This window comes from Agrobacterium sp. K11 (genome assembly GCF_059429395.1).
Genome location: NZ_JCAHRB010000004.1, coordinates 518,045 through 542,939 on the forward strand (window position 1 = coordinate 518,045; position 24,895 = coordinate 542,939).

General features: G+C 60.9%; 26 protein-coding genes. 13 read left to right on the forward strand and 13 right to left on the reverse strand.

Going from position 1 to position 24,895, the window contains the following annotated elements:
• Positions 1 to 37: 37 nt before the first annotated feature.
• The 4 genes from AC5SEO_RS12195 to rpoH all read left to right on the forward strand — a co-directional run bounded on the left by AC5SEO_RS12195 (position 38) and on the right by rpoH (position 3,237).
• Positions 38 to 1,060, forward strand: coding sequence for an RluA family pseudouridine synthase (locus AC5SEO_RS12195; RefSeq protein ID WP_003513979.1), 1,023 nt, complete (start codon positions 38 to 40; stop codon positions 1,058 to 1,060).
• Between the two features lie 2 nt (positions 1,061 to 1,062).
• On the forward strand, positions 1,063 to 1,311 hold the full coding sequence (locus AC5SEO_RS12200) for a hypothetical protein (RefSeq protein WP_019565095.1): 249 nt from the start codon (positions 1,063 to 1,065) through the stop codon (positions 1,309 to 1,311).
• Between the two features lie 33 nt (positions 1,312 to 1,344).
• On the forward strand, positions 1,345 to 2,169 hold the full coding sequence (locus tag AC5SEO_RS12205) for a class I SAM-dependent methyltransferase (RefSeq protein WP_025594353.1): 825 nt from the start codon (positions 1,345 to 1,347) through the stop codon (positions 2,167 to 2,169).
• Between the two features lie 165 nt (positions 2,170 to 2,334).
• On the forward strand, positions 2,335 to 3,237 hold the full coding sequence (gene rpoH / locus AC5SEO_RS12210; protein WP_003491840.1) for an RNA polymerase sigma factor RpoH: 903 nt from the start codon (positions 2,335 to 2,337) through the stop codon (positions 3,235 to 3,237).
• A 253-nt stretch (positions 3,238 to 3,490) separates the two neighbouring features.
• Here the strand turns inward: rpoH and AC5SEO_RS12215 are convergent, their stop codons facing one another.
• Positions 3,491 to 5,794: a hypothetical protein gene (locus tag AC5SEO_RS12215; protein WP_174068593.1), complete on the reverse strand. Its 2,304-nt coding sequence runs from the start codon at positions 5,792 to 5,794 to the stop codon at positions 3,491 to 3,493.
• Positions 5,795 to 5,864: 70 nt separating this feature from the next.
• Positions 5,865 to 7,163 carry an adenylosuccinate synthase gene (locus AC5SEO_RS12220; protein ID WP_003513983.1) on the reverse strand — a complete coding sequence of 433 codons (1,299 nt, stop codon included), beginning with the start codon at positions 7,161 to 7,163 and terminating at the stop codon, positions 5,865 to 5,867.
• A 240-nt stretch (positions 7,164 to 7,403) separates the two neighbouring features.
• Between AC5SEO_RS12220 and AC5SEO_RS12225 the strand changes: the two genes are divergently transcribed.
• Positions 7,404 to 8,291 (forward strand): DMT family transporter, encoded by an 888-nt coding sequence (locus AC5SEO_RS12225; protein ID WP_026330752.1) that lies wholly within the window; start codon positions 7,404 to 7,406, stop codon positions 8,289 to 8,291.
• 53 nt (positions 8,292 to 8,344) lie between these two features.
• On the opposite strand, the gene AC5SEO_RS12230 is transcribed toward AC5SEO_RS12225, so the two are convergent.
• Positions 8,345 to 8,878 (reverse strand): transglutaminase-like cysteine peptidase, encoded by a 534-nt coding sequence (locus tag AC5SEO_RS12230; protein ID WP_174068595.1) that lies wholly within the window; start codon positions 8,876 to 8,878, stop codon positions 8,345 to 8,347.
• A 680-nt stretch (positions 8,879 to 9,558) separates the two neighbouring features.
• Here AC5SEO_RS12230 and AC5SEO_RS12235 point away from each other — a divergent pair.
• Positions 9,559 to 10,143: a transglycosylase SLT domain-containing protein gene (locus AC5SEO_RS12235; RefSeq protein ID WP_013636743.1), complete on the forward strand. Its 585-nt coding sequence runs from the start codon at positions 9,559 to 9,561 to the stop codon at positions 10,141 to 10,143.
• Between the two features lie 117 nt (positions 10,144 to 10,260).
• On the opposite strand, the gene AC5SEO_RS12240 is transcribed toward AC5SEO_RS12235, so the two are convergent.
• From AC5SEO_RS12240 to AC5SEO_RS12260, 5 genes are all read right to left on the reverse strand, one after another.
• The gene (locus tag AC5SEO_RS12240; protein ID WP_065687509.1) at positions 10,261 to 10,875 is read right to left on the reverse strand and encodes an alpha/beta hydrolase; all 615 of its coding nucleotides are present in this window, start codon (positions 10,873 to 10,875) and stop codon (positions 10,261 to 10,263) included.
• A gap of 169 nt (positions 10,876 to 11,044) precedes the next feature.
• On the reverse strand, positions 11,045 to 11,989 hold the full coding sequence (locus AC5SEO_RS12245) for a VOC family protein (protein WP_065687539.1): 945 nt from the start codon (positions 11,987 to 11,989) through the stop codon (positions 11,045 to 11,047).
• Positions 11,990 to 12,154: 165 nt separating this feature from the next.
• Entirely contained in the window at positions 12,155 to 13,231 is a 1,077-nt protein-coding gene (locus tag AC5SEO_RS12250) for a siderophore-interacting protein (protein ID WP_065662147.1), read from the reverse strand.
• 121 nt (positions 13,232 to 13,352) lie between these two features.
• Entirely contained in the window at positions 13,353 to 14,045 is a 693-nt protein-coding gene (gene ung / locus AC5SEO_RS12255) for a uracil-DNA glycosylase (RefSeq protein ID WP_495363882.1), read from the reverse strand.
• Between the two features lie 14 nt (positions 14,046 to 14,059).
• Positions 14,060 to 14,455 carry a VOC family protein gene (locus AC5SEO_RS12260; RefSeq protein WP_003514001.1) on the reverse strand — a complete coding sequence of 132 codons (396 nt, stop codon included), beginning with the start codon at positions 14,453 to 14,455 and terminating at the stop codon, positions 14,060 to 14,062.
• A 259-nt stretch (positions 14,456 to 14,714) separates the two neighbouring features.
• On the opposite strand from AC5SEO_RS12260, the gene AC5SEO_RS12265 reads away from it, so the two are divergent.
• The gene (locus AC5SEO_RS12265; RefSeq protein ID WP_003514002.1) at positions 14,715 to 15,071 is read left to right on the forward strand and encodes a YbaN family protein; all 357 of its coding nucleotides are present in this window, start codon (positions 14,715 to 14,717) and stop codon (positions 15,069 to 15,071) included.
• Positions 15,072 to 15,142: 71 nt separating this feature from the next.
• Here the strand turns inward: AC5SEO_RS12265 and AC5SEO_RS12270 are convergent, their stop codons facing one another.
• From AC5SEO_RS12270 to AC5SEO_RS12280, 3 genes are read right to left on the reverse strand one after another with little or no spacing between them, the layout of a single operon-like run.
• Positions 15,143 to 15,925 (reverse strand): heme ABC transporter ATP-binding protein, encoded by a 783-nt coding sequence (locus tag AC5SEO_RS12270; protein WP_065662145.1) that lies wholly within the window; start codon positions 15,923 to 15,925, stop codon positions 15,143 to 15,145.
• On the reverse strand, positions 15,922 to 17,010 hold the full coding sequence (locus AC5SEO_RS12275) for a FecCD family ABC transporter permease (protein WP_013636748.1): 1,089 nt from the start codon (positions 17,008 to 17,010) through the stop codon (positions 15,922 to 15,924). Before AC5SEO_RS12275 ends, AC5SEO_RS12270 begins: the two co-directional genes overlap by 4 nt.
• A complete protein-coding gene (locus AC5SEO_RS12280; RefSeq protein WP_003514008.1) occupies positions 17,007 to 17,900 on the reverse strand; it encodes a heme/hemin ABC transporter substrate-binding protein in 894 nt (297 codons plus the stop codon). Before AC5SEO_RS12280 ends, AC5SEO_RS12275 begins: the two co-directional genes overlap by 4 nt.
• Before the next feature lie 196 nt (positions 17,901 to 18,096).
• Between AC5SEO_RS12280 and hmuQ the strand changes: the two genes are divergently transcribed.
• The 5 genes from hmuQ (at position 18,097) to AC5SEO_RS12305 (ending at position 21,424) form a co-directional block, all read left to right on the forward strand.
• Positions 18,097 to 18,444 carry a heme-degrading protein HmuQ gene (gene hmuQ, locus AC5SEO_RS12285; RefSeq protein WP_003514016.1) on the forward strand — a complete coding sequence of 116 codons (348 nt, stop codon included), beginning with the start codon at positions 18,097 to 18,099 and terminating at the stop codon, positions 18,442 to 18,444.
• Positions 18,445 to 18,453: 9 nt separating this feature from the next.
• A complete protein-coding gene (gene hutX / locus AC5SEO_RS12290; protein WP_013636749.1) occupies positions 18,454 to 18,975 on the forward strand; it encodes a heme utilization cystosolic carrier protein HutX in 522 nt (173 codons plus the stop codon).
• A gap of 155 nt (positions 18,976 to 19,130) precedes the next feature.
• The gene (locus AC5SEO_RS12295; protein WP_112675667.1) at positions 19,131 to 19,907 is read left to right on the forward strand and encodes a YbaY family lipoprotein; all 777 of its coding nucleotides are present in this window, start codon (positions 19,131 to 19,133) and stop codon (positions 19,905 to 19,907) included.
• 204 nt (positions 19,908 to 20,111) lie between these two features.
• Positions 20,112 to 20,996, forward strand: coding sequence for a formyltetrahydrofolate deformylase (purU, locus tag AC5SEO_RS12300; RefSeq protein WP_003514019.1), 885 nt, complete (start codon positions 20,112 to 20,114; stop codon positions 20,994 to 20,996).
• Positions 20,997 to 21,094: 98 nt separating this feature from the next.
• Complete coding sequence (locus tag AC5SEO_RS12305) at positions 21,095 to 21,424, forward strand: hypothetical protein (RefSeq protein ID WP_013636751.1); 330 nt, start codon at positions 21,095 to 21,097, stop codon at positions 21,422 to 21,424.
• A 42-nt stretch (positions 21,425 to 21,466) separates the two neighbouring features.
• Here AC5SEO_RS12305 and AC5SEO_RS12310 read toward each other — a convergent pair whose 3' ends face one another.
• Positions 21,467 to 22,843, reverse strand: a complete 1,377-nt coding sequence (locus AC5SEO_RS12310) for a sensor histidine kinase (RefSeq protein WP_013636752.1) — start codon at positions 22,841 to 22,843, stop codon at positions 21,467 to 21,469.
• Positions 22,840 to 23,520 carry a response regulator gene (locus AC5SEO_RS12315; RefSeq protein WP_174068596.1) on the reverse strand — a complete coding sequence of 227 codons (681 nt, stop codon included), beginning with the start codon at positions 23,518 to 23,520 and terminating at the stop codon, positions 22,840 to 22,842. The genes AC5SEO_RS12310 and AC5SEO_RS12315 overlap by 4 nt, the downstream gene beginning before the upstream one ends.
• Before the next feature lie 69 nt (positions 23,521 to 23,589).
• Between AC5SEO_RS12315 and AC5SEO_RS12320 the strand changes: the two genes are divergently transcribed.
• Positions 23,590 to 24,669: an ABC transporter substrate-binding protein gene (locus AC5SEO_RS12320; RefSeq protein WP_019565081.1), complete on the forward strand. Its 1,080-nt coding sequence runs from the start codon at positions 23,590 to 23,592 to the stop codon at positions 24,667 to 24,669.
• Positions 24,670 to 24,895 lie beyond the last annotated feature (226 nt).

Below are 24,895 nucleotides of genomic sequence, written 5' to 3' on the forward strand. Positions count from 1 at the left end.
GGGTTCCCTAGAATGCTGATTGATCGGAAAAATAAGAATGAACGACCCCTTTAAACAAGGCGGAGACGCAAGGAAAGTCCTGATTGCCGGCGAAGACGCCGAAGGCCGCATCGATGTGTGGCTGGCGGGCGAAGTTGGCGGCGATCTGTCGCGCAGCCGCCTGAAAGCCCTGATCGAGCAGGGTGCCGTCTTATTGAACGGCACGCCGGTGACCGAGCCGAAAAAGAAGGTGCACCCGCACGACCGCGTCGAGATCGTCATGCCGGAGCCGGAAGACCCTGAACCCAAGGGCGAGGATATCCCGCTCGATGTGGAATATGAGGACGACGACCTGATCGTGCTCGTCAAACCCGCCGGTCTCGTCGTGCATCCCGGCGCCGGCAACTGGACCGGAACGCTGGTCAACGCCCTCATTTATCATTGCGGCGACAGCCTCTCCGGCATTGGCGGCGTGAAGCGCCCCGGCATCGTGCATCGGCTGGACAAGGAAACCTCCGGCGTCATGGTCGTGGCGAAAAACGACAATGCACACCGCCATCTCGCCGCGCAATTTGCCGATCACGGCCGCACCGGCCCGCTGGAACGCGCCTACAAGGCCGTCGTCTGGGGCCGACCGCGCACGCTGCGCGGCACCATTGACGCCGCACTCGGCCGCGGCGCCGACCGCACCAAACGCGCCGTCAAGCGCGAGGACACGGACGATGCCCGCGAGGCGATAACCCATTACGAGGTTATGGAACGTTTCCATGAAAAGGCGGATGCGTCCTGCCTCGCCTCGATGGTGGAGTGCCGCCTGGAAACCGGCCGCACCCATCAGATCCGCGTGCACATGGCCCATATCGGCCATCCGCTGATCGGCGACCCCGAATATGGCGCGGCCTTCCGCACCAAGGCGAACCTGCTTGAGGAACCGGCAAGAAGCACCGTCAACCGCTTTCCGCGACAGGCGCTGCATGCCTATCTCCTGGCCTTCGAACACCCCCGCACCGGCGAGGTGATGGAATTCGAAACAGACATGCCTGATGATATGGAAGAACTGCTCATCGCCCTGCGGAGCTGAAAATGCCGCACGGCGAGGTCAAAAAAACCACGCCGTGCATCTTGCCGGAAGCCACGGAAAATAAAAAGAGATTAGCGGATAGCGATATTCCCCACATGGTCTTTCTTGTAGACCGCCCCAATTCCGCTTCAATCGTCGCACCTCTTCGAACCCCGGAAAGCTTGAAATCGTCACCGCGAATGCCGTGGCCGGACCTCGGGCTTGCCGAAAGACAGACGTTGCAAGGAACGCCGTTTTATCCGCAGAGCTGAACGGAACCGGCATGACGACGGGATCTATCGCGCATGAACACCGATGAACGCCAGTTTATCTTTCAGGGATTACGAAGCGTCGAAGGCTATATCGACCCACCCGACGCGCTTGTCTTCAAGGCGCTGCTGCAGGCGCAGACAAGGGACGGCCTGAAGGGCGGCATGGCGGAGATCGGCGTCTATTATGGCCGCTCCTATTTTCTGCTGCGCAAATTCGCGCAGCCGCAGGAAAAGGTTCTGGGCGTCGACCTGTTCGAACTCGACCCACCCTCGGACGGAAGCCTCGACCAATATGACCGCCTGATGGAAAACGGCAGGCGGTTGGGTTTTGCGATGGATGAGGACTTGATCATCAAGGGCGACAGCACCCGGCTCGCACCCACCGATATTACGTCGCGGACCGGTCCCGTCAGGTTCTTCAGCATCGACGGCGGGCACCACCTGCACCACGTGCTGGCGGACGCGAAACTGGCGCTGGAGGTGATCGCCCCGCACGGCGTCATCGTCTTCGACGATACCTTCAACCCCGCATGGCCGGAAGTGACCGTTGGCGTCGCCGATTTTCTGCGCACCCACGGCCACAGCCTCGCCTGCTTCGCCATGACGAAATACAAGACCTATGTCTGCCGCCGGGAATTTCACGCTGTCTACGCGGACGCGATTGCCTCTGGCCCCGACTTGCAGACACTCGATCATGTCGAAACGGAGTTTCTCGGCTCCCGGGTCGTTCGCCTGCACAACCCCACCCGCCGGCGGGTCATGTATGAGTTGATGGTGCGCTCCGGTCTCGGTGGTTTTTCGGAACGAATTTACCGTTCGAAAGTTAAACAGGTCAAAGAAGGTGTCGCCGGGACATAACGCATGTGTGAACGCTGTGTTCGCTTGAAACGCGGCGGGTGCATACATATTTGTTACGTGGGTTCGTGCGGGGTCGGTAACGACCAGCCACTAGCGGTGTGCCTTGGGCGAGTAATCGCCAATCGATGAGGGTGCCGTTCCAGACCATAGATAAGGGGGTGCTTTATGGCCCGCAATAGTTTGCCTACAATTACGGCCGGCGAAGCCGGTCTCAATAGATATCTCGACGAAATCCGTAAATTCCCGATGCTGGAGCCGCAGGAAGAGTACATGCTTGGCAAGCGTTACGCCGAGCATGGCGACCGCGACGCCGCTCACAAGCTCGTCACCAGCCACCTGCGCCTTGTTGCCAAGATTGCCATGGGTTACCGCGGTTACGGCCTGCCGATTGGCGAAGTCGTGTCCGAAGGCAATGTCGGCCTGATGCAGGCGGTGAAGAAGTTTGATCCGGAACGCGGTTTCCGTCTGGCCACCTACGCCATGTGGTGGATCAAGGCTTCGATCCAGGAATATATCCTGCGTTCGTGGTCGCTGGTGAAGATGGGTACGACTGCCAACCAGAAACGCCTGTTCTTCAACCTGCGCCGGCTGAAAGGCCGTATCCAGGCGATCGACGATGGCGATCTGAAGCCGGAACACGTCAAGGAAATCGCCACCAAGCTGCAGGTTTCCGAGGAAGAAGTGATCTCGATGAACCGCCGCCTGCATGGCGACGCATCGCTGAATGCGCCCATCAAGGCATCCGAAGGCGAATCCGGCCAATGGCAGGACTGGCTGGTGGACGACCATGAAAGCCAGGAAGCCGTGCTGATCGAGCAGGACGAGCTGGAAACCCGCCGCCGCATGCTGGCCAAGGCCATGGGCGTGCTGAACGATCGTGAACGCCGCATCTTCGAGGCCCGCCGCCTTGCCGAAGACCCGGTGACGCTGGAAGAACTCTCATCCGAGTTCGATATCAGCCGCGAACGCGTGCGCCAGATCGAGGTTCGCGCCTTCGAGAAGGTTCAGGAAGCCGTCCAGAAGGAAGCCCTCGAAGCCGCCCGCGCGCTGCGCGTGGTGGATGCGTAAGGCTCGGTCTTTTTAAGAGAGTGGGGCTGAACTTATCGGCTACGTCATCTTCGGGCCTGTCCCGAGGATGACGTCGGAGTAATTGGCTAGACGGCCATCCCCTCTCACTCCCCTTGGTGTCCGGCGTGACGAGAGAGTGAGATTCTTTGCCAGTAAATTTCTCAGCCCGCAGATCGCGAGATCTGCGGGCTTTTTATTTGCAAGACATAAGGAAGAAATGAGGGGACCGGCTTTAGCCGATCCCCCACACCAATCACTGACCGGTCGCGGGCTTTGCAGCCGCCCATTCGCGTAGCGCCGTGTCGAAGGCGGCGATGCCGTCATTGCCCTTTTGCAAGGTCAGAAGCGCACGGCGGCCGTTGCGGTAGGAAACCGGGATGTCGATCCAGTTGCGGCTCTTCAACAGCTCCAGATTGGTCTTCATCGCATCCGGGAAGTCGTTGAGCGCGATCATGTGGAAATCGTCGGTGATCTTGGCCGGAACCGCGATCAGGGCGTTACCACGATCCTGCTCCGTGCTCTTCATCGCGATACGCTGGACGCTGTCGATCGCGCCGCCTTCGAAGCCGGGCGAAACCGAGAAGACGATCTCGATCAGATGGCTTGCCGGAAGCGAAGGATCGGTGTTGCGCTTGAAGGTGATGAGCGCGCTGAGGCCACGGCCGGGAACCGTGATCTGGCCCTGCACCGTTGCGGACGGACGACCCTCATTGTCGTTTTCCTGCTGCAAGGACCAGGAAACGCTGCCCTGAATGGCGGTCGGAACGGTCTGGCCCAGCACTTCCTCGTAGAGGAACATGCGGTCGCCCGTGGCGGCAGCGGCCGCAGCAGGCGGCTGCGCCGGCGGCGTACCAGCCGGAGTACCCGCAGCCGTATTGGCCGGAGCCTCGCCCGCAGGCGGCGGCGCGACATTCTGCTCATAGACCGACTGGCCTTCCGCCGTGACGGGCTGGCCATTGGCGCCCGGCGCTGGCCCCTCGTCGCGCTCGGTCCCGTCGGCCAGAAGCCGCTGGGTGAACTTCGTGCCGGTGACGGACCCGTCATCGGCATTCGGCTGCGCCTGATGGTTGGTCGGGCTCGTCGTCGGCTGCTGCCCGCTGGCAGGCGGCTGCTGGGCAGCTGGCGGTGTGGATGTCGGCGTCTGCGCCGTATTGGCTGGAGGCGTCTGGGTGCCGCCATCCTTCTGTGCCGATTGCACCAGGCCGCCGACCATGTCGTTCAGCGCATCACGGTTCAACCAGAGCGCATAACCACCACCGGCAAGAAGCCCGGCGCCCACAAGCGCAAGTACCAGCGAGGCATAATTCCGGCGCGGCTTCTTCTTGACCATGTAAGCGGGCGTCGCGGCACCAGCACCGAGAGCGGGCATTTCGTTCGTCGTTGCCCGGCTGGAAGATGACGCGCCGTCATAACCGATCAGCTCGTCCAGATCGTCCCAGGGCGTGCGCTCCTTGTTGTCCTTGGACGCACGGTCATCGAAGGGATCGTTATCGGCGCGCGGCAACGCAGGCGTGGCCTTCGGCGGGATCGCGAGATCCGTGTCCTCGAAATAGGACGAGAAGTCCTCGACGACAGCAGCCTTCTTCGGGGCCGTGTCTTCGGTCTGCCGGGGTTCGGAAAAATCGTCGTGCCCGCCAAAAATCGGATCGCGATCGGCAGCAGCGCGGTAACCGGCATGCTCGTTCCCGTCGCGCCGCTCAGGCTCGAAGCTGACATCCGGGGCCTGATAGTGCTGAGCGGAATAACCGGCGACGACGGAATGGTCGTCCCTCTCGTGGCGCACTTCGGCCTCGGCAGCCGGGCGAACATCCTCGTCCTGCGCTTCTTCGAGCTTGCGCCAGTCATCCTCGTCAACCGGCTGCGCCCAATGGGGCGGCACGGAATCATCGGCATGGGGGGCCGCCGCTTCAGGCGCGATATCGTCAACGCGCTCGTCCTCCGGCTGATAGGCCGGCTCTTCATGCGCGCGGGTGAAATAGGTACCGGCTTCCTCGTGAGGACCGGCTTCATGAACCGGCGCGACACGGGCCGGTTCGGGTGCGTCGTAAAGCTCCTCCGGCTCACGCGCGCCGTAATGCTGCTCCTCATGCGGGATTAAAGCGGCGACGGGTTCCTCGGGGAGAGGCTCCTCTTCGCGGGCCGGTTCTTCATAAACCGGCTCTGGCTGGACAGGATAAACCGGCTCCGAATGTGCGGGCACAACCGGAGCAGGCTCTTCCTCCACCGGCTCGTACCGCTCGGCGGCATGAACGGCAGGCTCTTCGGCAACGTCCTGCGGATGATAGACAGCATCCGCCTCTTCCGCCACGGGGGAGAAAGCATCATCCTCCTCCAGTGCCGGCAAGGCCTCGGCATATTCGCTGTCCACCTCGGCTATGGCGGCGTCCAGCTTGGCGATCTGCCGGCGCAACAATTCTTCCGGCGGACGTGGCTTCATATTCTCGAGCTGGCGCACAACCGCACTGCGCGCCTTGTCGTAAACCTTCGCCCGGTTTTCGGGAGTATTGTTCGCCAAGCCATCCACGGCCTTGCGAATGACTGCTACAAAATCCGCCATAAGCACTTTCTCGTCGTGACCGGCGACGTACCGGCCCGATATGGTTTATGAATCTAGATCGCCGAGGACATTAGTCCTCAAACGGATCAGTCACAAGTATGGTGTCGTCACGCTCCGGACTTGTCGACAGAAGCGCGACAGGCGCCCCGATCAGTTCTTCCACCTGACGGACATATTTAATTGCCTGAGCAGGCAAATCCGCCCATTTTCGGGCGCCGACGGTAGATTCTTTCCAGCCTTCCAGCGTGACATAGATCGGCTCGACACGAGCCTGCGCACCCTGGCTTGCGGGAAGATGATCGATTTCCTGCCCGTCGAGCTTGTAGCCGACGCAGATTTTCAGCTCGTCCAGACCGTCGAGAACGTCAAGCTTGGTGAGCGCGATGCCGGTGATGCCGTTGGTGGCGACCGACTGGCGCACCAGCGCTGCGTCAAACCAGCCACAACGACGCTTGCGGCCGGTAACGGTGCCGAACTCATGACCTTTTTCGCCCAGGAACTGGCCGATTTCGTCATGCAGCTCGGTCGGGAAAGGACCTTCGCCAACGCGGGTCGTATAGGCCTTGGTGATGCCGAGAATATAACCCAGCGAACCCGGACCCATGCCCGAACCGGCAGCGGCCTGACCGGCAACCGTGTTGGAAGAAGTTACATAGGGGTATGTGCCGTGGTCGATATCGAGCAGCGAGCCCTGCGCGCCTTCGAACAGGATGCGCGCACCGGCGCGGCGCTTCTTGTCGAGCAGCAGCCATACGGTTTCGCTGAACGGCAGGATGCGTTCTGCAACCGAGCTCAACTCTTCCATGATGGTTTCATGCGAAACTTCAGCAGCGCCGAAGCCGCGACGCAGCGCATTGTGATGCGTCAGGATGCGATCGACCTTGGCGGACAGCGCCTCCATGTCGGCCAGATCCATGACGCGGATGGCGCGGCGGCCGACCTTGTCTTCGTAGGCCGGGCCGATACCGCGGCGCGTGGTGCCGATCTTGGTGCCGCTGTTGGAGGCGGCGTCTTCGCGCATGCCATCAAGTTCGCGGTGCAGGGAAAGAATGAGCGTGGCATTGTCTGCAATGCGCAGGTTTTCCGGCGTGACCTTCACGCCCTGCACTTCCAGACGGCCGATTTCAGCGATCAGCGCATGTGGATCGACCACGACGCCGTTGCCGATGACGGCGAGCTTGCCGGGACGCACGACGCCGGAAGGCAGAAGCGAAAGCTTGTAGCTGATGCCATCGATGACAAGAGTATGGCCGGCATTGTGGCCGCCCTGATACCGTACGACGACATCTGCCCGCTCGGACAGCCAGTCGACAATCTTGCCTTTGCCTTCGTCGCCCCACTGCGAGCCGACCACCACAACATTCGTCATTTCTTGCTTTCCTGCTCATGGCGCTTGCGCGCCCGATAACCCGATGGGAAACCCAAACCCGCGAATGTATACTGCGTTGTTTTACGGAAAGCGACCCTGTTTCTTATGGTGAATTTTGCTTTTTCCGTGACAAAACGTCGAATTCCGCATTATCTCGCCCCGTGGGGGGACAAGCGCGGACACAAGGCCGCTATTCACCCCTTAGCCTTTTCCCGCCCCTTGAAGAAGCGAAACATCAGCGTGCCTTCGAAAGCCTATCTCGCCCTCATCATCGCCACGCTCTGCTGGGGTGGCAATACCGTTGCCGGAAAGCTCGCCGTCGGCCACATCAGCCCCATGGCGTTTACCTTCCTGCGCTGGGTTTTGGCCGTCGCCATCATCTTCGCCATTTCCGTGCCGCAGCTCATCAAGGACTGGCCGGTGGTGAAAAAACGCCTGCCTTACTTCTTCGTGCTCGGCAGTGTCGGTTACACCGCCTTCAACGTCTTTCTTTATACCGCGCTTCAGCACACCTCCGCCATCAATGCCGCCGTCATCCAGGCGGGCATTCCCATGGTCATATTCGTGCTGAACTTCATCCTGTTCCGCACTCGCGTGCTGTTCGGCCAGATCGCCGGTTTCTGTCTCACCATTGCCGGCGTGGCGCTTCTCGCCTCGCATGGTGATCCGGTCTCGCTGCTGCAACTGGAGATGAATGCCGGCGACGCCATCATGCTGCTGGCGGTGCTGGTCTATGCCATCTACACCGTCATCCTGCGCTGGAAACCGATCGTGGACTGGCGCACGCTGATGGCGATCCCAGCCTTTTTCGCCCTCCTAACCTCAGTCCCGCTGGTCTTTTGGGAAATCTCACGCGACAACGTCGTCTGGCCCGATCAGAAGGGTTGGGTGCTGGTGGTCTATGCCGCCATCTTCGCGTCGCTCATCGCCCAGATCCTGTACATCAAGGGCGTGGAGCAGATCGGCGCCAACCGCGCCGGCCTTTTCATCAACCTCGTCCCCGTCTTCGGCACGCTTCTCTCCGTCATCGTCCTCAGCGAAACCCTGCATCCCTACCAGATCGCGGCGCTGGTGATGGCGCTGGCCGGCATTGCCGTGGCGGAACGAAAAAAATCGCCGGCTTCCTGATCCCGTAAGGGTCTGGAAAACCGGCGCAGTCTGGCAGGCATGAAAAGTTCGGGTTAGAGCGTGGTTTCGCGCTCAACCGGAGAGAAAGCGGCGTTGCCGAGCACGATATCGCCCTTGTCTGTGGTGACAACAAGCACCTTTTCGAGCGATCCGTCATCATCAAGCAAAAAGGCAAGGCGCAGTGCTGCGGAAGACCAGCCGGCACCGACCAGTGCCGTGCGCTTGATCGCGGCACAATCGCCACAATCATTGGCGCTTACCGAAGGCGTTGCCGGAACATCGGCTGAAAAGCCGGAGAAATAATCATCGAGTGCACCCATGGTGGCGTTCACATCGCGGTTGACGCGCAGCAGTTCATCGCGGCGTTCGCCGGTCAGCGGCGCGGCAATCGTCGAAACGCATTGGCCGGCGGACAGAACGCAGCCATCAAAACCGCCGGGCGCCGAAATACCGATCTGTGTTACGGCGCTCTTTTCGGCTGCGGCAAAGCTGCGGGCAAAACCGGCGGCACCAGCCGCATCGGCATGAGTGGACATGGAAGCAATGGCAATTCCGCAGATGGCGGCAGCAATAATCTTCTTCAGCATTTTCATACCCCGTTTGACGATCCGCCGGCTTGTGCCGGTCTCGATTTCTGTTTTCCGCAGCGGCCCCGTCCTTGCAGGTTGTCCGCTCCTTGTCTGTGATCCCACAATGGCACAGCACTGTTTTCAGCCGCTTTAAGCCGATTGCTACAATTTTATCGGTTTTCATTTTTGTACAGGGGCAGGCTCTCCGGAAACATAGCCCGCGCCCGCCCCCCGAAACCGAGGCGACGCTTAGAAGCGATAAAGGGGCCGCATCGCTGCGGGAGTATCAAATGGTGTAGTAGGGTTTTGCAGACGATGCGGCCCCGGCTTCAACATGTGACCCACCCGCCAAACCGGTTCCTGTTTGGAGGATGAGCACATGCCGGCCGCCTCAACCGTGACATCGGGAAACTCCCCGGTTTTGGCCGCCTGCCCCGCCCACCTTGCGCCGCGCGCACGCTGGATGACCGGGATGGGATAAACATAAGCGGCTTTGTGAGACCGGGGATGTGCGGGGATGCCGGCAATGCCATTTCCGGAAAAAAACGCCACTCACCCCATGGTTTTGCCGCATCCCGAACACAGGAATTTTCAGCGGGTTAACAGGCGCTTGATCGGCGGCATTTGAATTAACCTTGTCTTAAAACCCGACGTTAATGGTTAGCAATTTAAGAATAGCGGAACGAAAGGGTTCCGCGATGCGTGGCGTATTTGCCGTTGTTTTACTGATGACTGTTCTGGCCGGTTGCGCAACCGCACCGTCGCAGGTCACCAATGCCTGTGCGATTTTCGAGCAGCGGAACGGCCTCTTCAACAATTGGCGACGTGACGCGAGGGCAGCCGAACGGGAGTTCGGCGTGCCGGTGCCGGTGATGATGGCAACGATCTACACCGAATCTGCCTTCCGCCCCTATGCCCGCCCGCCGCGCACCAAACTCTTCGGCTTCATTCCCTGGACGCGCCAGTCCACCGCTTACGGTTATGCCCAGGCGCTGGACGGTACATGGGAAGTCTACAAGCGCGAAACCGGCCGCTGGTCGGCAAGCCGCACGGATTTCACCGACGCGATCCATTTCGTCGGCTGGTATCACGCCAAGAGCCGCCGCGAAAACGGCATTGCGCTGAACGATCCCTATAACCTCTACCTCGCTTATTATTCCGGCCATGCCGGTTACGCCAAGGGAAGCTGGCGCAACAATTCCGCCGTCCAGAAAGCCGCCCGCCGCTCCGCCAACATGGCGCTGCGTTACGAGGCGCAGTTGCAGCAATGCGGATATCGCTAAGGCGGGGGTAGCAGGATCGTTCTGCCTGGCTGCGATGCGGAAAGGCGGATCACCTACCCTCACCGTCACCCCGGACTAGATCCGGCATGCCGGTGAGGAAGGAGGCCGGGCAGAAAGCTACCCTCCATAAGGCGCTAGAAACTCCCGCACCGCCTCGATCTCGTTCGAACGGATTTCATGCCCGCCCGGATGCCAAACCGTTTCCACCGTGCCGCCCTGCGCTTCAAGGCTCTTTTCCAGCGCCTTCGTCAGCGGCACCGGGCAGATGGGATCGCGTTCTCCGGCCGTGATCAGCACCCGGCGCGAGGATTTGGCCGCAGCCGCCTGCGGCTCGAACGGGATGAGCGGATGCATCAGCACGGCGGCATCAAAAAGCTCCGGCTGTTCGATCAGCACATTTGCGAGGATATTCGCGCCGTTGGAGAAACCGAGACCGATTACCGGACCAGCCTGATAGTGCTCCCGGTTGGCTTTGACGAAATCCGCCAGCTTGGCTGTTGCCCGCTCTAGATCGGCCATGTCGTAAACGCCCTCACCCGTGCGCCGGAAAAACCGCGCAGCGCCATGTTCGGCGACATCGCCGAGCGGCGAGACAATCGTGGCATTCGGCAACAGGCCCGAGCCGAAGTCGAAGAACTGATTTTCATCACCGCCGGTGCCGTGCAGCACGACGAAAAGCGGTGCACCCGCAACGCCGGCACGGGATTTGTGGAAATATGTGTCTTTGGTCATTGGATAATCCTTTCTGAAAGGAGAAATGCAGCGATACCGAACTCACTCTGCCGCAAGGCATTAGGCATCACATGTCGAGCGAGAGGTTTCAGCGTGTCGTCTTCTCCCCGGACGGGGAGAAGAAAAGAGTGGCTAACGTTTCGCCAAAGGATGGCCAGGTCCGATAGGGTTAAACCGCCTTCTCGTCACCCAGCGGCTCCAGCTGCTTTTCCAGCTGGGCGCGCAGATGCGCGTGCTGGGTCGGCAGCTTCAGCGCCTCGCCGAGATGCGCCGTATCCTCGTCGCGGTCGAAACCTGGCTCGTTTGTGGCCACTTCGAACAACACGCCGCCGGGCGTGCGGAAATAGATCGCCCAGAAATAATCGCGGTCGATCACCGGGGTCACCTGATAGCCCGTATCCATCAGCGCCTTGCGGACTTCGAGCTGCTTTTCGCGGTTTTCGACCGCAAAGGCGATGTGGTGCACCGAACCCGCGCCAAGGCGCGCGCCGGAGATGTTCGGCATGGTTTCGATGTCGATGACATCAGCACCGTTGCCGCCGGGCATGCCGAGACGCAGCACGCCATCCTGGCGGTCCACTTCCTCATACCCCATGAACTTCAAAAGCTCGGCGGTTGCCCCTTCGTCATGAAGGCGCAAGGACGCGCCCTGAAAACCGTGGATCGCCTGATCCGCACTGACCCCATTGCCGGTCCACTGCGCACGGGCATCATCCTTGACCTCGACCAGCGCAAAACCATCACCATCGGGACCTGCAAAATGCAGGCGCTTATTGCCGAATGCCTCGTCAGCCTTCAGACCGTCCACGCCCGCCTTGGAAAGACGATCCTGCCAGTAGCCGAGCGAGCCTTCCGGGACGGAAAACAGCGTTGTGCCCACTTCGCCGGTGCCGGGACGACCACGGGCAATATGCGGGAACGGGAAGTAAGTCATGACGGAGCCGGGCGTGCCGAGCTCATCGCCATAATAGAGATGGTAGACATCCGGCGCATCGAAATTGACCGTCTTCTTCACCCGGCGCAGGCCGAGCGTATCGGTGAAAAAGCCGTTGTTCTGGCGCGCACTACCGGCCATGGAGGTGACGTGGTGCAGGCCCTTGATCTGGTTCAACATGAAAAACCCCTTTTCGCCCTGGCGGCCCGTCAATCGGGCCAGCCGTGTTCATGGCGTGAAGATGGGGTAAGAAGTGCTGCGGGCATAGACCGGCAACAGGAACGGATTGTTCCCGATTGGTGAACGATAAAACCGACTGTTCAACCCAGTCGATAGAGGCATGCCTCAATGATCGTCGGCGAGGCCCATGCTCCAGTAACCGACGGCGCGCAGCGATGCCTTGGGGAAGGCGATCTCATCAGTGAGGAAGGATTTCGCCGCCCTCGCCTCGGACTTCTCGCAGGCGACGAAAACATGCAGGCCGTCATGCTCGCCCGTCCAGGCATGGCCGCGCAACGCCTGTTCGATAAGGCCCGATGTGCCGGCGGGCTTGCCGCGCCGATAAAGCCATGTCCATTCGACATTGGCTGCGCAGACGATCTCCTGCCGTTCCGCCTCGTTGTCGATCTCGGCATAGACGCTGAGCGTCTTGCCAACAGGCATTTCCGCCGCCATGCGCAGCATCACCGGCAGCGCGGTCTCGTCGCCGGCAAAGACGTAACGCTCCGCTTCCGGGCAAGTGCCGCTCGGACCGATGATGCCGAGAACGTCGCCCGGCTTTGCCGTCGCACCGAAATTTGCGCCCGGCATGTCATCGCCCTCATGCATGACGAAATCGATATCCACCTCACCGCGGCCGACATCGCCGGAGCGGATGGTATAGACGCGCCGCGTCAGAAGATCGTCGCCCGCCGGCCAGACGATCGCGCCGGTGGGCGCGAGATAAGGCCAGACCGCAGCGCGCGCCTGATCGGGAACGAGCAGCAGGCGAACATGCATGCCGCCGGTGACAAGCCTTTCAATACCGCTTTCGACGGACACCACGAGACGGCGCATATGCGGCGTCAGATTATAGGCGCGGGCAACCTTGCCGACGAAGAGATTGGGTAGCTCGCGCTGATAGGCGCCGTGTCCGCTCCAACGGAAATCGAGTCCCGTCTTGCCGGAAAACTCAACGATATGCTCAGCCACCATGGCCTTGACCGACGTCAATATATGTTCCGAAACGCAGCTTACCCGGGCGGCGAACCGGCCACCTTCGGCGCTGAAGCTGCCATGGCCATATTCCGCCTTGAAACGCACCGTCGTCCCTTCCCGCTCCATCTCCATATGCTCCGAAAAATGATCCTCGAAAGCATCGACGATCGATGCGGGATCGGGCAGCGAGACAGAGGTTTCTGCAGACAGGAGAGACACGGGCACAAATCCTTCACTTTGTAGTCGAGTATTCTTAAACCGGACCCGACTGCGCTGTAAAGATGTTTGCTGCACTCCCCGTCATGCCCGTCTTGAGCCGGCATGACGGAGGAGGCTGGAAGGTTGCTTAAGCAGTTTCCGGCAATTGCCAGTCGATAGGCTCGCGGCCATGGGATACCAGGAAGGCGTTTGCCTTGGAAAAATGGCCATTGCCGAAAAAGCCGTTATGGGCCGAAAGCGGCGAAGGGTGCGGCGAGCGCAGCACGAGGTGTTTTTTCTGGTCCACGAAAGCCGCCTTCTTCTGGGCATAGGAACCCCAGAGCAGGAACACCACATGCTCGCATTCGTCATTGACGGCGCGGATGACGGCATCGGTGAACTTTTCCCAGCCCTGCCCCTGATGCGAGGCAGCGCGCGATTCTTCCACCGTCAGCACGCTGTTGAGCAAAAGCACACCCTGTTTCGCCCAGCTTTCCAGAAAACCGTGACTGACGGGGCGGATGCCCAGATCGCTCTGCAGTTCCTTGTAGATATTGACGAGCGAGGGCGGAATGCGCACACCGGGCTGCACCGAAAAGCAAAGCCCATGTGCCTGGCCAACCCCATGATAGGGGTCCTGCCCCAGAATGACGACCTTGACCCTGTCGAGCGGGGTCAGATCCAGCGCCCGGAAATATTCGGCACCCTTGGGAAAGATGTGCTTGCCAGCAGTTTTTTCGGCAAGCAGGAAATCTTTGAGCTTCTGCATGTAGGGGCTGGCGAATTCGGTGGAAAGAACACGTTTCCAGTTGTCTTCGAGTTTGACGCCTGCCTCTGCCATGATGTGCCTCTTTGTTACTTGAACCGGTTGCCGCGCTGCAGCACTTCGATCTTGTAGCCATCCGGATCGCAAATGAAGAAATATTTCGCGAAAGGCTGACCTTTATGGTCGGCTTCGATGATCTTGCCCGGAGACAGGCCAAGCTCGATGAAACGCTGATGTTCGGCATCCACATCGGCAACGCTGACCGCGAGATGGCCGTAGCCGTCACCCAGCGCATAGGGCACTTCGCGACCCCGGTTGACAGTCAGCTCCAGCTCGAAATCGCCTTCGGCATTGCTGAGATAGATCAGCGTGAAATTTTCGAACTCGGCACGTTCCGCAATCTCAAGCCCGAAAGCCTGCTTGTAAAACTCCACCGAACGCTTTTCTTCCAGCACCCGGACCATCGAGTGGATCAGCTTGGCCATGGTGTTTTCCTTCTGCTTCTTATCTCGTCGTCGTCCGGTTGTGCTCCGGACATTGCGGACCAAGGGGATAAAGACAGAGTGCCGTGCTTTCAACCCTAAAGACGGATTAAGGAGCAGGGGAAACCGCCCGATCACGGCAAATGTGATGGCGAAACAGTTGGCGCATGACCTGGACACGCGGGCTTTCCGGTCAAAATGGCCCTCACATTTCGCCCCGCCGCTCTATCCTGAGTAGAGAACTCATGATACCGGCATATCCATGCGCCTTCTGTACCTCTGTCTTGGCTGGCTTATGGTCGCGACCGGCATCGTCGGCGCGTTTCTTCCCGTTTTGCCCACCACGCCATTTCTGCTGCTGGCGCTCTGGTGCTTTTCCCGCTCCTCACCGAAACTCGAGGCGTGGCTTCTGACCCACCCCCGATTCGGCCCGTCGCTTCGGCAATGGCGCGAACGCGGCGCAATTGCCCGCAAGGCAAAGATTGCGGCCCTGTCGGCCATGTGTGCGAGTTATGCCGCCTTCTGGTTCCTCAGCGACCCGCCGGCTCTGCGCGCGGCAATCGTTGCCGCCGTCATGCTCGGCTCTGCACTCTTCATCGTCACCCGGCCGGAAAGCTGAGGCGACATCACCTTTAGAGCCTTGTCGCATTTCCTGACGGAAAACCGGGTTCCACTTTTCCTGGAAATGCTCTAGCGATGCCTCGACTGCGGCAGCACATAAGGAATATGCCGAGCCGGCAGACGTCCGACGACGCCGCCAATGCCATAGACCCTTGCAATCGTCTCGTCGCTGATCGTGTCCAGCGATGGACCGCTCGCCGTTACCCGACCGCCATGCATGACGATAAGTTGATCGGCAAATTCTGCCGCAAGGTTGAGATCGTGCAGGATGGCAAGCACGAGACCGCCGCCAATAGCGAAATCCCGCGCCGTTTCCAGCACCGCGATCTGGTGGCCGATATCGAGACTGGCCGTCGGCTCGTCGAGAAAGAGAGCCCGCACCTCGCCGTTTTCCACGGGATGCGGCACCTGGGCGAGAGCGCGGGCAAATTGCACGCGCTGCTGCTCGCCGCCAGACAGCATGTTGTAGGAGCGCTGCTCGAACCCGCGAAGCCCGGCCCTGGCGAGCGCCCGGCGGGCCTGCTCTTCCGGCGCGCGCGACCCTTGCGCGACAGCGCCCATGCGCACGATTTCGAGCGCGGTGAAAGGAAAGGCAAGCTGGGTATGCTGCGGCAGAACGGCGCGGATGCGCGCAAGCTGAACCGGCGTAAACAACGGCAGGGCAACATCATTATAGGTCACTGAACCGGCCTCGGCACGCATCTCGCCGGACAGAACTTTCATCAGCGTCGATTTGCCGGCGCCGTTCGGACCGATAATGACATTGACCTTGCCGGGCTTCAGATCGACGCAGACCTCGTCGAGCAGACGGCGGCCGGAGCGGATGAGGGTGAGGTTTTCGGCCTGGATCATGACATGTTCCGCATGGAAAATCCGCCGCGGCCAAGCAGCAGGAACAGGAAGACCGGCGCGCCGATCAGCGCGGTGACCACACCGATGGGCAGTTCCGCCGGTGCCGCAACCGTGCGGGCAAAACTGTCGGCGAGAAGCAGAAGTGCGGCCCCGCCAAGTGCAGAGGCCGGCAGCAGGAAGCGGTGCGATGGGCCAATGGCAAGCCGCAGCAGATGCGGCACGACGATACCGACAAAACCGATGGAGCCGGCAGCCGCCACGCTTGCCCCGCAGGCAGCGGCAACGGCCAGAATGACGACTCGCTTCAGCCGCTGCACGGGAATGCCCATGTGAAAGGCCGCCGCATCGCCAAGGATCAGCGCATCCAGCCCCCTTGCGACAAAGGGAATGATGGCAAGCACGACGATGATGAAGGGCAAGGTGGCGAGAACCTTGGCAGGGGTGGCCCCACCAAGCGAACCGAGAGACCAGAAGGTGATGTCGCGGAGCGCCCGGTCATCGGCCACAAAAATCATCAGGCCGGTCAGCGCACCGCTGATCGCCGCAACCGCAATACCGGCCAGAATAAGCGTTGTCGTGGAGGTGGCGCCATCCCTTGTGGCAATGACGTAAAGCAGCCAGGTATTCAAAAGCCCGCCGAAAAACGCCATCAGCGGCAGAAAATGCGGGCCGAAAAATACGGCGACGGTTGCAAGCGCACCTTCCCCAAGAGAGATTGCCGCAACCGCAAAAAGTGCTGCACCCGAGGTGACACCGACAATGCCGGGATCGGCCAGCGGATTGCGGAAAAGACCCTGCATCATGGCGCCCGAGACGCCAAGCCCAGCACCGATCAACATGCCGAGCGCCGTGCGCGGCAGTCGCACCGCCTCGAGAATGACTTTATCACGCGCATCGAGTTGATCCGCACTGCCAGTCAGATAGGCCCAGAGTTCGGAAATGCCCACACCCGTGGGCCCGCTGACGAGCGACACGCCACAGGCAAACAGCAGGATGCCAACGAGCGCGGCAAGGGTAATGACCCCCTGACGGGATCTGTCACCGGCAACCCTGCCCTCCGTGGAACTCAAGGCAGCAAGGCTCACGGCTTCACCACATCAGGGTAGAGCTTGTGCGCCAGTTCACGACCGGCGGCGGGCGTGCGCGGGCCAAAACCGATGAGGTAAAGCCCGTCCATGCTGATCAGCGCCTTCTCAGCAGCAGCCGGCGTGGACTGGAACGCGGGCAGCGCGAAAATCTCATCCGCCTTGCCAGCATGGTCGCCGCGCGCCATGGTCAGCACCACATCGGGCGCGGAGGCGATGACCGCCTCATCTGTCAACGGCTTGTACCCGCTGATTTCCTGCGCGGCATTGATGCCGCCGGCCATTTCGATGATCGCCGCCGCTTCGGTGCCCTTGCCCGCCGCCATGATGCGACCGCCGGCGCTGGAGAGCACGAAGAGCACACGCTTCCTGTTCTTTTCCGGCACGGCTGAGACGTCCTTGGCGAGCACATCAAGCCCGGCTTTGGTTTCCGCGGCCAACGCCTTTGCCTTGTCGGCAAGACCAACTGCCGCACCGACATCTTCGATCTTCCTGGGGATGGCGTCGCCGCTCGGCGGGGTATCGACGGTGACGAAAGGCACCGCACTGGCCTTGAGGATGGCAACGACATCCGCCGGGCCGGACCCATCTTCAGACAGGATGAGATCGGGCTTCTGCGACAGAATGCCCTCCGACGAGAGCGCCCGCATATAGCCGATATCGGGCTTGGACAGCACGTCCGCCGGATAGCTGCTGGTGCTGTCACGCGCAACGATGCGGTCGCTCGCGCCAAGCGCATAAAGGATTTCCGTTACCGTACCGCCGACTGCAACGATGCGTTTCGCCTCCGGATTGCCCTTGTCCGAAGCTCTAGCTCCGGGCGCGGCAACGGCGATGACGGCGGGCACGAGGGCGGCGAAAACGAACGAGCGAAGGCTTAAATTCAACATGACGCTATCCTGAAACACAAGCTGGCACGGGCGGATACGGGATTGCCCATCTTATTTAACTTGAGTTATTTGCACATGTTTATAGAAGGCGCAATCGATAAGTGGAGTAAAATTGTTCGCTTTATCGTCAGCCTCTTTCCATCCACGCTTCGGCTGGATATCCTGACTGCAACTGTAAACTTAAAGGGAGACTTCCATGTTTATCGCAATGAACCGTTTTCGCGTCGTACCGGGCTATGAGGATACCTTTGAATCCATCTGGCGCGAGCGTAAATCGCACCTGAGCGAGCTGCCGGGCTATATCGAATTTCACATGCTGAAAGGCCCGAAGGCGGATGACCATACGCTCTATGCCTCGCACACCGTCTGGGCCACCAAGGACGATTTCCTGAGCTGGACCAAGTCCGAACAGTTCCGTGCCGCCCATGCCAAGGCCGGTGAGAACCGTGGCAAGGTCGAATATCTTTCCGGCCCGCATTTCGAAGGTTTTGACGTCATCATCCACGAAGACAAGAATGGCGAACGCCGTTCGATTGCCGCCTGAGGCTCGCCTATGAGCATTGCAGCACAAAAGACCGATGACCGGCAGGCCCGCGCTGCCGCAGCACTTGCCGAAAAGCCTGACGGCATCGTGGAAGCCATTGCCGCCAAGGCAGAGGTGACATCAGCCGAAATTCTGGCGATCCTGCCGCAAGGTGCGGCCGTTTCGGCTGGTTCCGATCAGTTCGACGCGATCTGGAACGAGATGCGCGGCTGGGGCGAAGTCCTGATGATCGTCCAGACCGGCGATATCGTGCTGGAAGTGCCGGGTGACCTGCCAGAGGGCAGCGAAAGCCACGGCTGGTTCAACATCCACGGGGACAGCCCCATCGGCGGCCACATCAAGAAGGACAATTGCACCGGCATCACCTTCGTCGATCGCGGCTTTCACGGCCGACGCTCCTGTTCCGTCTGGTTCATGAATGCCGCCGGCGGCGCCATGTTCAAGATTTTCGTCCGTCGCGACGAAAACAAGGAACTGCGTGGCGATCAGCTGGCGAAGTTCGAAGCGCTGCGGGACAGTTTCCGTGGCTAAGTGAATGGGAGGCTGCTGGTGGTGGCCTCCCTCCTTCCTCATCAATCCGCGATGGCTCAGCCCCACTCGTGAGGAAACATTCACCGGTTCATCGCCCGTTCAGTGCCGTTTTTTATCATCCGCTGAAATTCGATCAGCAGCACGGAGCAAGCACCATGAACGACCGCCAGCCACTTCTTTCGCGCCGGAATTTCGCAGGGCTCCTCGCGCTTGCACCGCTTTTTGCAGCGGGCGGTGCGGCTGCCGCACCCGCAAGCCTGCGCGGCAGCGTTTCCTATCGGGAGCGGATCGCCCTGCCGCCGGGCGCGACTGTTACGGTGCGCCTGATCGATGTCTCGCTGGCGGACGCGCCTTCGCAGACGATCGCCGAAACAACCATACGCCCGCGTGGGCAGGTGCCGGTACCCTTCGTTTTGCGTTATGACGACCGCGACATCCGTGGCCGCCGCTCCTATGCGCTCAGCGCCGAAATCCGCGAGGGCGACCGGCTGCTCTTCACCACCACGCGCCGTTACTCGGTTCTGGCCGGTGGGCGTGACGACACCGATCTCGTTCTGGAACGGGTGGCGGCGGCTCCAGGCAGGCCGGAGCCGCAGGCTGGCATTGAGGGGCGCTGGCTGGTGCAGGAAATCCGTGGCGAAAGGGTTCGCGGCCGCCGCGAGGCAACGCTGGAAATTTCCCGCGAGGGCCGCGTTTCCGGCAATGCCGGCTGCAACGGCATCGGCGGCGAGGTGAAGATAAGCCGCAACCGCGTCGATTTCGGCCGGATGATTTCCACCCAGATGGCCTGCGCTCCTGACATCATGCGCCAGGAAAGGCAGTTCATCGAAGCGCTGGAAGGTGCCCACTCCTTCCGGCTCGAACCGCGCCGCGGCACGCTGGAGTTGATCGACGGCCGCGGCCGCCCGGCCATGCGCCTGCGCCGCGCCTGAGAGTGGTAACGGCAGGCGGCAACGCCTGCCGCCGCCGTGCTGGCCGTGGAACATTCCATGTCGCTTCCGGCACGGCGCGGCCCCTTTTCCCGTCTTATGACTTTGCTGCACTCGTCTTGGCGCTTTGCTCCGCCACAGAGCTGCGCTATGGAACGCGCCAACTGCGCCGGTTCTCGCCGGTGCAAAGTCTTTGAGGGAAAACGAATGACAACCTATGTTCTGACAGTAGCCTGCAAATCGACCCGCGGCATCGTCGCCGCGATTTCCGGTTATCTGGCGGAAAAGGGCTGCAACATCGTCGACAGTTCGCAGTTTGACGACCTCGAGACCGGCAAGTTCTTCATGCGCGTTTCCTTCATTTCCGAAGAGGGCGCGACGATGCAGGCCATCACCGAGGGCTTTCAGCCGGTGGCGGAAAAATTTGGTATGGAAGCCCGCATCTATAGCGACGGCCAGCGCATGAAAACACTTCTGATGGTGTCCCGCTTCGGCCATTGCCTCAACGATCTGCTCTACCGCTGGAAGATCGGCGCGCTGCCGATCGATATCGTCGGCGTCGTCTCCAACCATTTCGAATATCAGAAAGTGGTGGTCAACCACGACATTCCCTTCCACCACATCAAGGTAACGAAGGAAAACAAGCCGCAGGCCGAAGCGCAGCTGATGGACCTGATCGAGACCAGCGGCACCGAACTGGTGGTGCTGGCGCGTTACATGCAGGTGCTGTCCGATAACATGTGCCGCAAGATGTCGGGCCGGATCATCAACATCCACCACTCCTTCCTGCCATCCTTCAAGGGCGCCAACCCCTACAAGCAGGCCTATGACCGAGGTGTAAAGCTGATCGGCGCGACAGCCCATTACGTCACCGCCGATCTGGACGAAGGCCCGATCATCGAGCAGGACACGGTGCGCGTTACCCATGCCCAATCTGCCGAAGACTATGTCTCTCTTGGCCGTGATGTGGAAAGCCAGGTACTGGCACGCGCCATCCATGCCCACATCCACCACCGCACCTTCATCAACGGCAACCGCACCGTAGTCTTCCCGCCAAGCCCGGGCAGCTACGCTTCGGAACGGATGGGCTAATACGCCACGACAACAACGCGGAATTATTTTTACCGACCGGCAACCGAGCATCCCATGTGACCGTTTCTTCACTGTAGCCCAACAGCGAGGTCTCTCACATGAAAAAACTCGTCATTGCCGGCGCCGCGTTTCTCATCGCGGCGGGGTCCAGCTTCGCCCAGCAGCCGCCACCACCGCCGGGACCAGCGGACGCTGGTTCAAGGGTGGATGCGCCGCCGCCACCTCCTCCGCCCGGCCCTGGTGGTCCGAGGGAAGCAGGCTGGCGGGACGGCCCGCATGGCAGGAGAATGCCACCCCCGCCCTCCAAGGCAGCGCATTTCAGGATTGAAGACGGCGAGCGCAAAATCGACGTCAAATGTGCCGATGACGAGCCGATGAAGGCCTGCGCTGACATCATGATGCAGATTATCGATAAGATGAACGAATAGGACCGCGAGTCTCATCCAAGGGGACGGCGCAGCAGTGCCGCCTCAGGAAAACTTTACCCGGGCCCTTAAGCCCCGCCCTCCCGCGCCGTCCTCCAGCGTCAGTCGCCCGCCGAACAGCCCGGCGATCTCCTCGATGATCGCAAGGCCGAGGCCGGCGCCGGGGGCGGCGTTGGCTTCGCCGCGGGCGAAGCGCTGGCGCACGATGGCGCGTTTTTCCGTGGGTATGCCGGGGCCGTTATCTTCAACTTCCAGCCAGACGGCGCCCGCTTGCCTGCCGACGCGCACGGTGACTTCCGCACCACGCCCCGCGTAGTTGATGGCATTGGAAACGAGATTGCCGATCAGTTCACCGATAAGGAGCGGCTCGGCGAGAATTGTCGCTTCGCCCTCGCCTTCGAAACCGAGATCGATGCCGGCGTCCGCCGCGCGTGGCACGAAATCGGCGGTCACGTTCTGCGCGACGGCCACCAAGTCTATCGCGGAAAAATCATGTTTTTCGCTCGAACCCGCTGCATCGATATTGGCCATGCGCAGCAGTTGGGCGAGGATGTGTTCGGCATGGGCCACCGAAGCGCCGCCCTTGCGCGCCGCCGCCTGCGCGTCTTCGAGACTTGCGGCGCGGGCGGAAAGCGCAAGCTGGGTGCTGATGATGGCAAGCGGCGTGCGCAATTGATGGCTGGCATTACCGGTGAAATGCCTGAGCGCATCGAGCGCCGATTGCAGCCGCACCATGAAGGAATTGACCGTTTCCACCAGATTTTCCACCTCCACCGGCACGGATTGCCGGATTGGATGCAGGTCGTTGGGGCTGCGCTCGGCAATCGCTTCGCTGAGCCGGTAAAGCGGCCGGAGCGAAATCGTCACCGCGATCCAGACAATGATCGCCGCGCCCACGATCATGAACAGCAGGCGCAAGGCCGAGCGCAGGATGATGGCCTGCGCAAGCTGGCTGCGGGCGATCGTCGTTTCAGCCACCGTCACGGAAAAGGGCACGGAATTGATGCCGGTGGAGGCAAAACGGCGGATCGCGGCGATGCGGATCGGCTCGTCACGAAACACTGCATCGCGATAGGCAGGCGTTTCTCCGGCCGGATTCTCCACCGTCGGCAGGTTCTGGTAACCGGTGAGAAATTGCCCGTTTGGCCCGTCGACACGGTAAAACACCCGGTCCTGCGCCGCCGATGTCAGCATTTCCAGCGCGACATAGGGAATATCGACCTCCAGCGAGCCGTCTTCGGCCACCACCACCCGCTCGGCAATCGCAAGCGCGGAACCTGACAGCACCCGGTCGGAGACGACATTGGCCGTATTGACCGCCTCGCGCCAGGTATCAGTGAGCGCAACGCAGCCGATGATGGCGGTGGAGATGAGAAGCCAGCCTAAAAGACGCCGCCTGAGCGAATAGGCGGCCTGTCTCATTCAGCCATCTCCGGCAGCTTTTCCAGATAATAGCCGATGCCACGCGCCGTCTTCACCGTCAGCCCGTGGGGCGCAAGCCGCCTGCGCAGCCGGCTGACATATTGCTCGATGGCGTTGCCTGATATCTCGTCGTCGAAACCGGTCAGCGATTGCACGATCGCCTCCTTGGCAACCACCTTGCCCGCCCGCATGAACAGCACCTCGAGCAGCGCCACTTCACGCGCCGGAATATCGAGCGGGCGCCCATCGGCTGAAAAGGTGCGGGATGTGAGGTCGAACAGGACTTTGCCGAAGCCGAGCGTAGAAGAGCGCAGGCCGGCATTGCGACGCAGCAGCACCCGCACCCTCGCCTCAAATTCGGTGATGTCGAAGGGCTTGATCATGTAGTCGTCGGCGCCGAGATCGAGCCCCTTGACCTTCTCCTCCGGCGTGCCACGCGCCGTCAGGATCAGCACCGCCGCCTTGTCCTGGCGCGAGCGCATGGAGCGCAGCACCTCGATGCCGTCCATTTCCGGCAGGTTGAGATCGAGAATGACGAGATCGAAATTTTCCGCCGCAATCGCCGCGTCGGCGGAAGCGCCGTCTGAAACGACATCCACCGCATAACCGCTGCCGCGCAGAAGCGCACACAGCCCTTCCGACAGCACCTGATTGTCCTCGACCAGCAAAATACGCAATTCTTCCTCCCGCAACATTGCCGAGCTTATCCAAGCCCTTGGCGCTTGTGAATGGCAAGCGCGTGCGGCATGATCTTTTCCATGCGTATCGCCGTTTTTCTCTGTCTCTGTCTTTGCATGGCCTCACCGGCGCTTGCACAAGTCGCCGTTTTCCCTGCACCATCAGGCAAGGCGGATGCGGAAACGCTGGTGGTTTATTCCTCGCTGGACGAACCGCTGGCCACGCCGATGATCGAGGGTTTCCAGAAGGCCAACCCCGATATCGCCGTCCATTACGAGGACATGCTGACCGGCGAAATCTATGATCGCATCGTGAAAGAAACCGATGCGGGCAAAAAGACCGCCGATTTCGCCTTTTCATCCGCCATGGATTTGCAGGTGAAGTTGAGCAATGACGGTTACGCCCAGCGCTCCGACCTTGCCATGAGCGCGCGCTGGCCCACCTGGGCCAACTGGCGCAACACCGCCTATGCGCTGACCTTCGAGCCGGCGGTGTTCGTGTATCACAAGCCGAGCTTCACCACCGAAAAGCCGCCCGCCACCCGTGCCGAATTCGTCGATTATCTTGAGCGCCACGCCAAGGAAGTGCATGGCCGCATCGCTACCTACGACATTGAGCGCTCCGGCGTCGGCTTCCTGTTCATGTCGCGCGATCAGGAGCAGTTCGGCGATATATGGAGCGTCATCAAGGCCATGGGCGCGGCCGGCGTGAAGGTCTATTCCACGTCATCCGCCATTCTGGAGCGTGTCTCCGACGGGCGCTTCGTGCTGGGCTACAATATTCTCGGTTCCTACGCGGCCGACTGGGCCTCGCGCCATCCCGATGTCGGCATCGTGCTGCCCAAGGACTATACCGTGGTCATGTCGCGCATCGGGCTGGTGCCGGAAGCCGCCGCCAATCCGGCGCTCGGCCGCCGCTATCTCGAATTCTTCATGTCCAAGGAGGGCCAGACGATCATGGCCCGGCAATTGCAGATCCCCGCCGTCAGCCCTGACGTGGCGGGCGAAAACACCGCCAACACCATGCAGGCGATCCACGGCGCACAATTGCGCCCCGTGCCCGTCAGCCCGGGCCTGATGGTCTATCTGGATCAGGTCAAGCGCAGCCGCCTGATCGAGCGTTGGAACGAGGCGCTACGCTCGCAATAGTAGACGGCAAGCACAAATTAATAGAGAGTAAATGCGCAAGGACTTGCGGTGCGTCAGTTAGATGACAGCTTTTTATGATGCTCTGCAATCCTTCTTCATTCCGTGGAGGCGGAAGAAGATGCGGGAGGAAATCTTGAGGACCGTAGAGCTCCGCGCTGCCCTGGCAGCGTCAGTATAAGCACGGCCTGAAACTCCCTTCCGCATAAACGAAAAACGACGCCCAAAA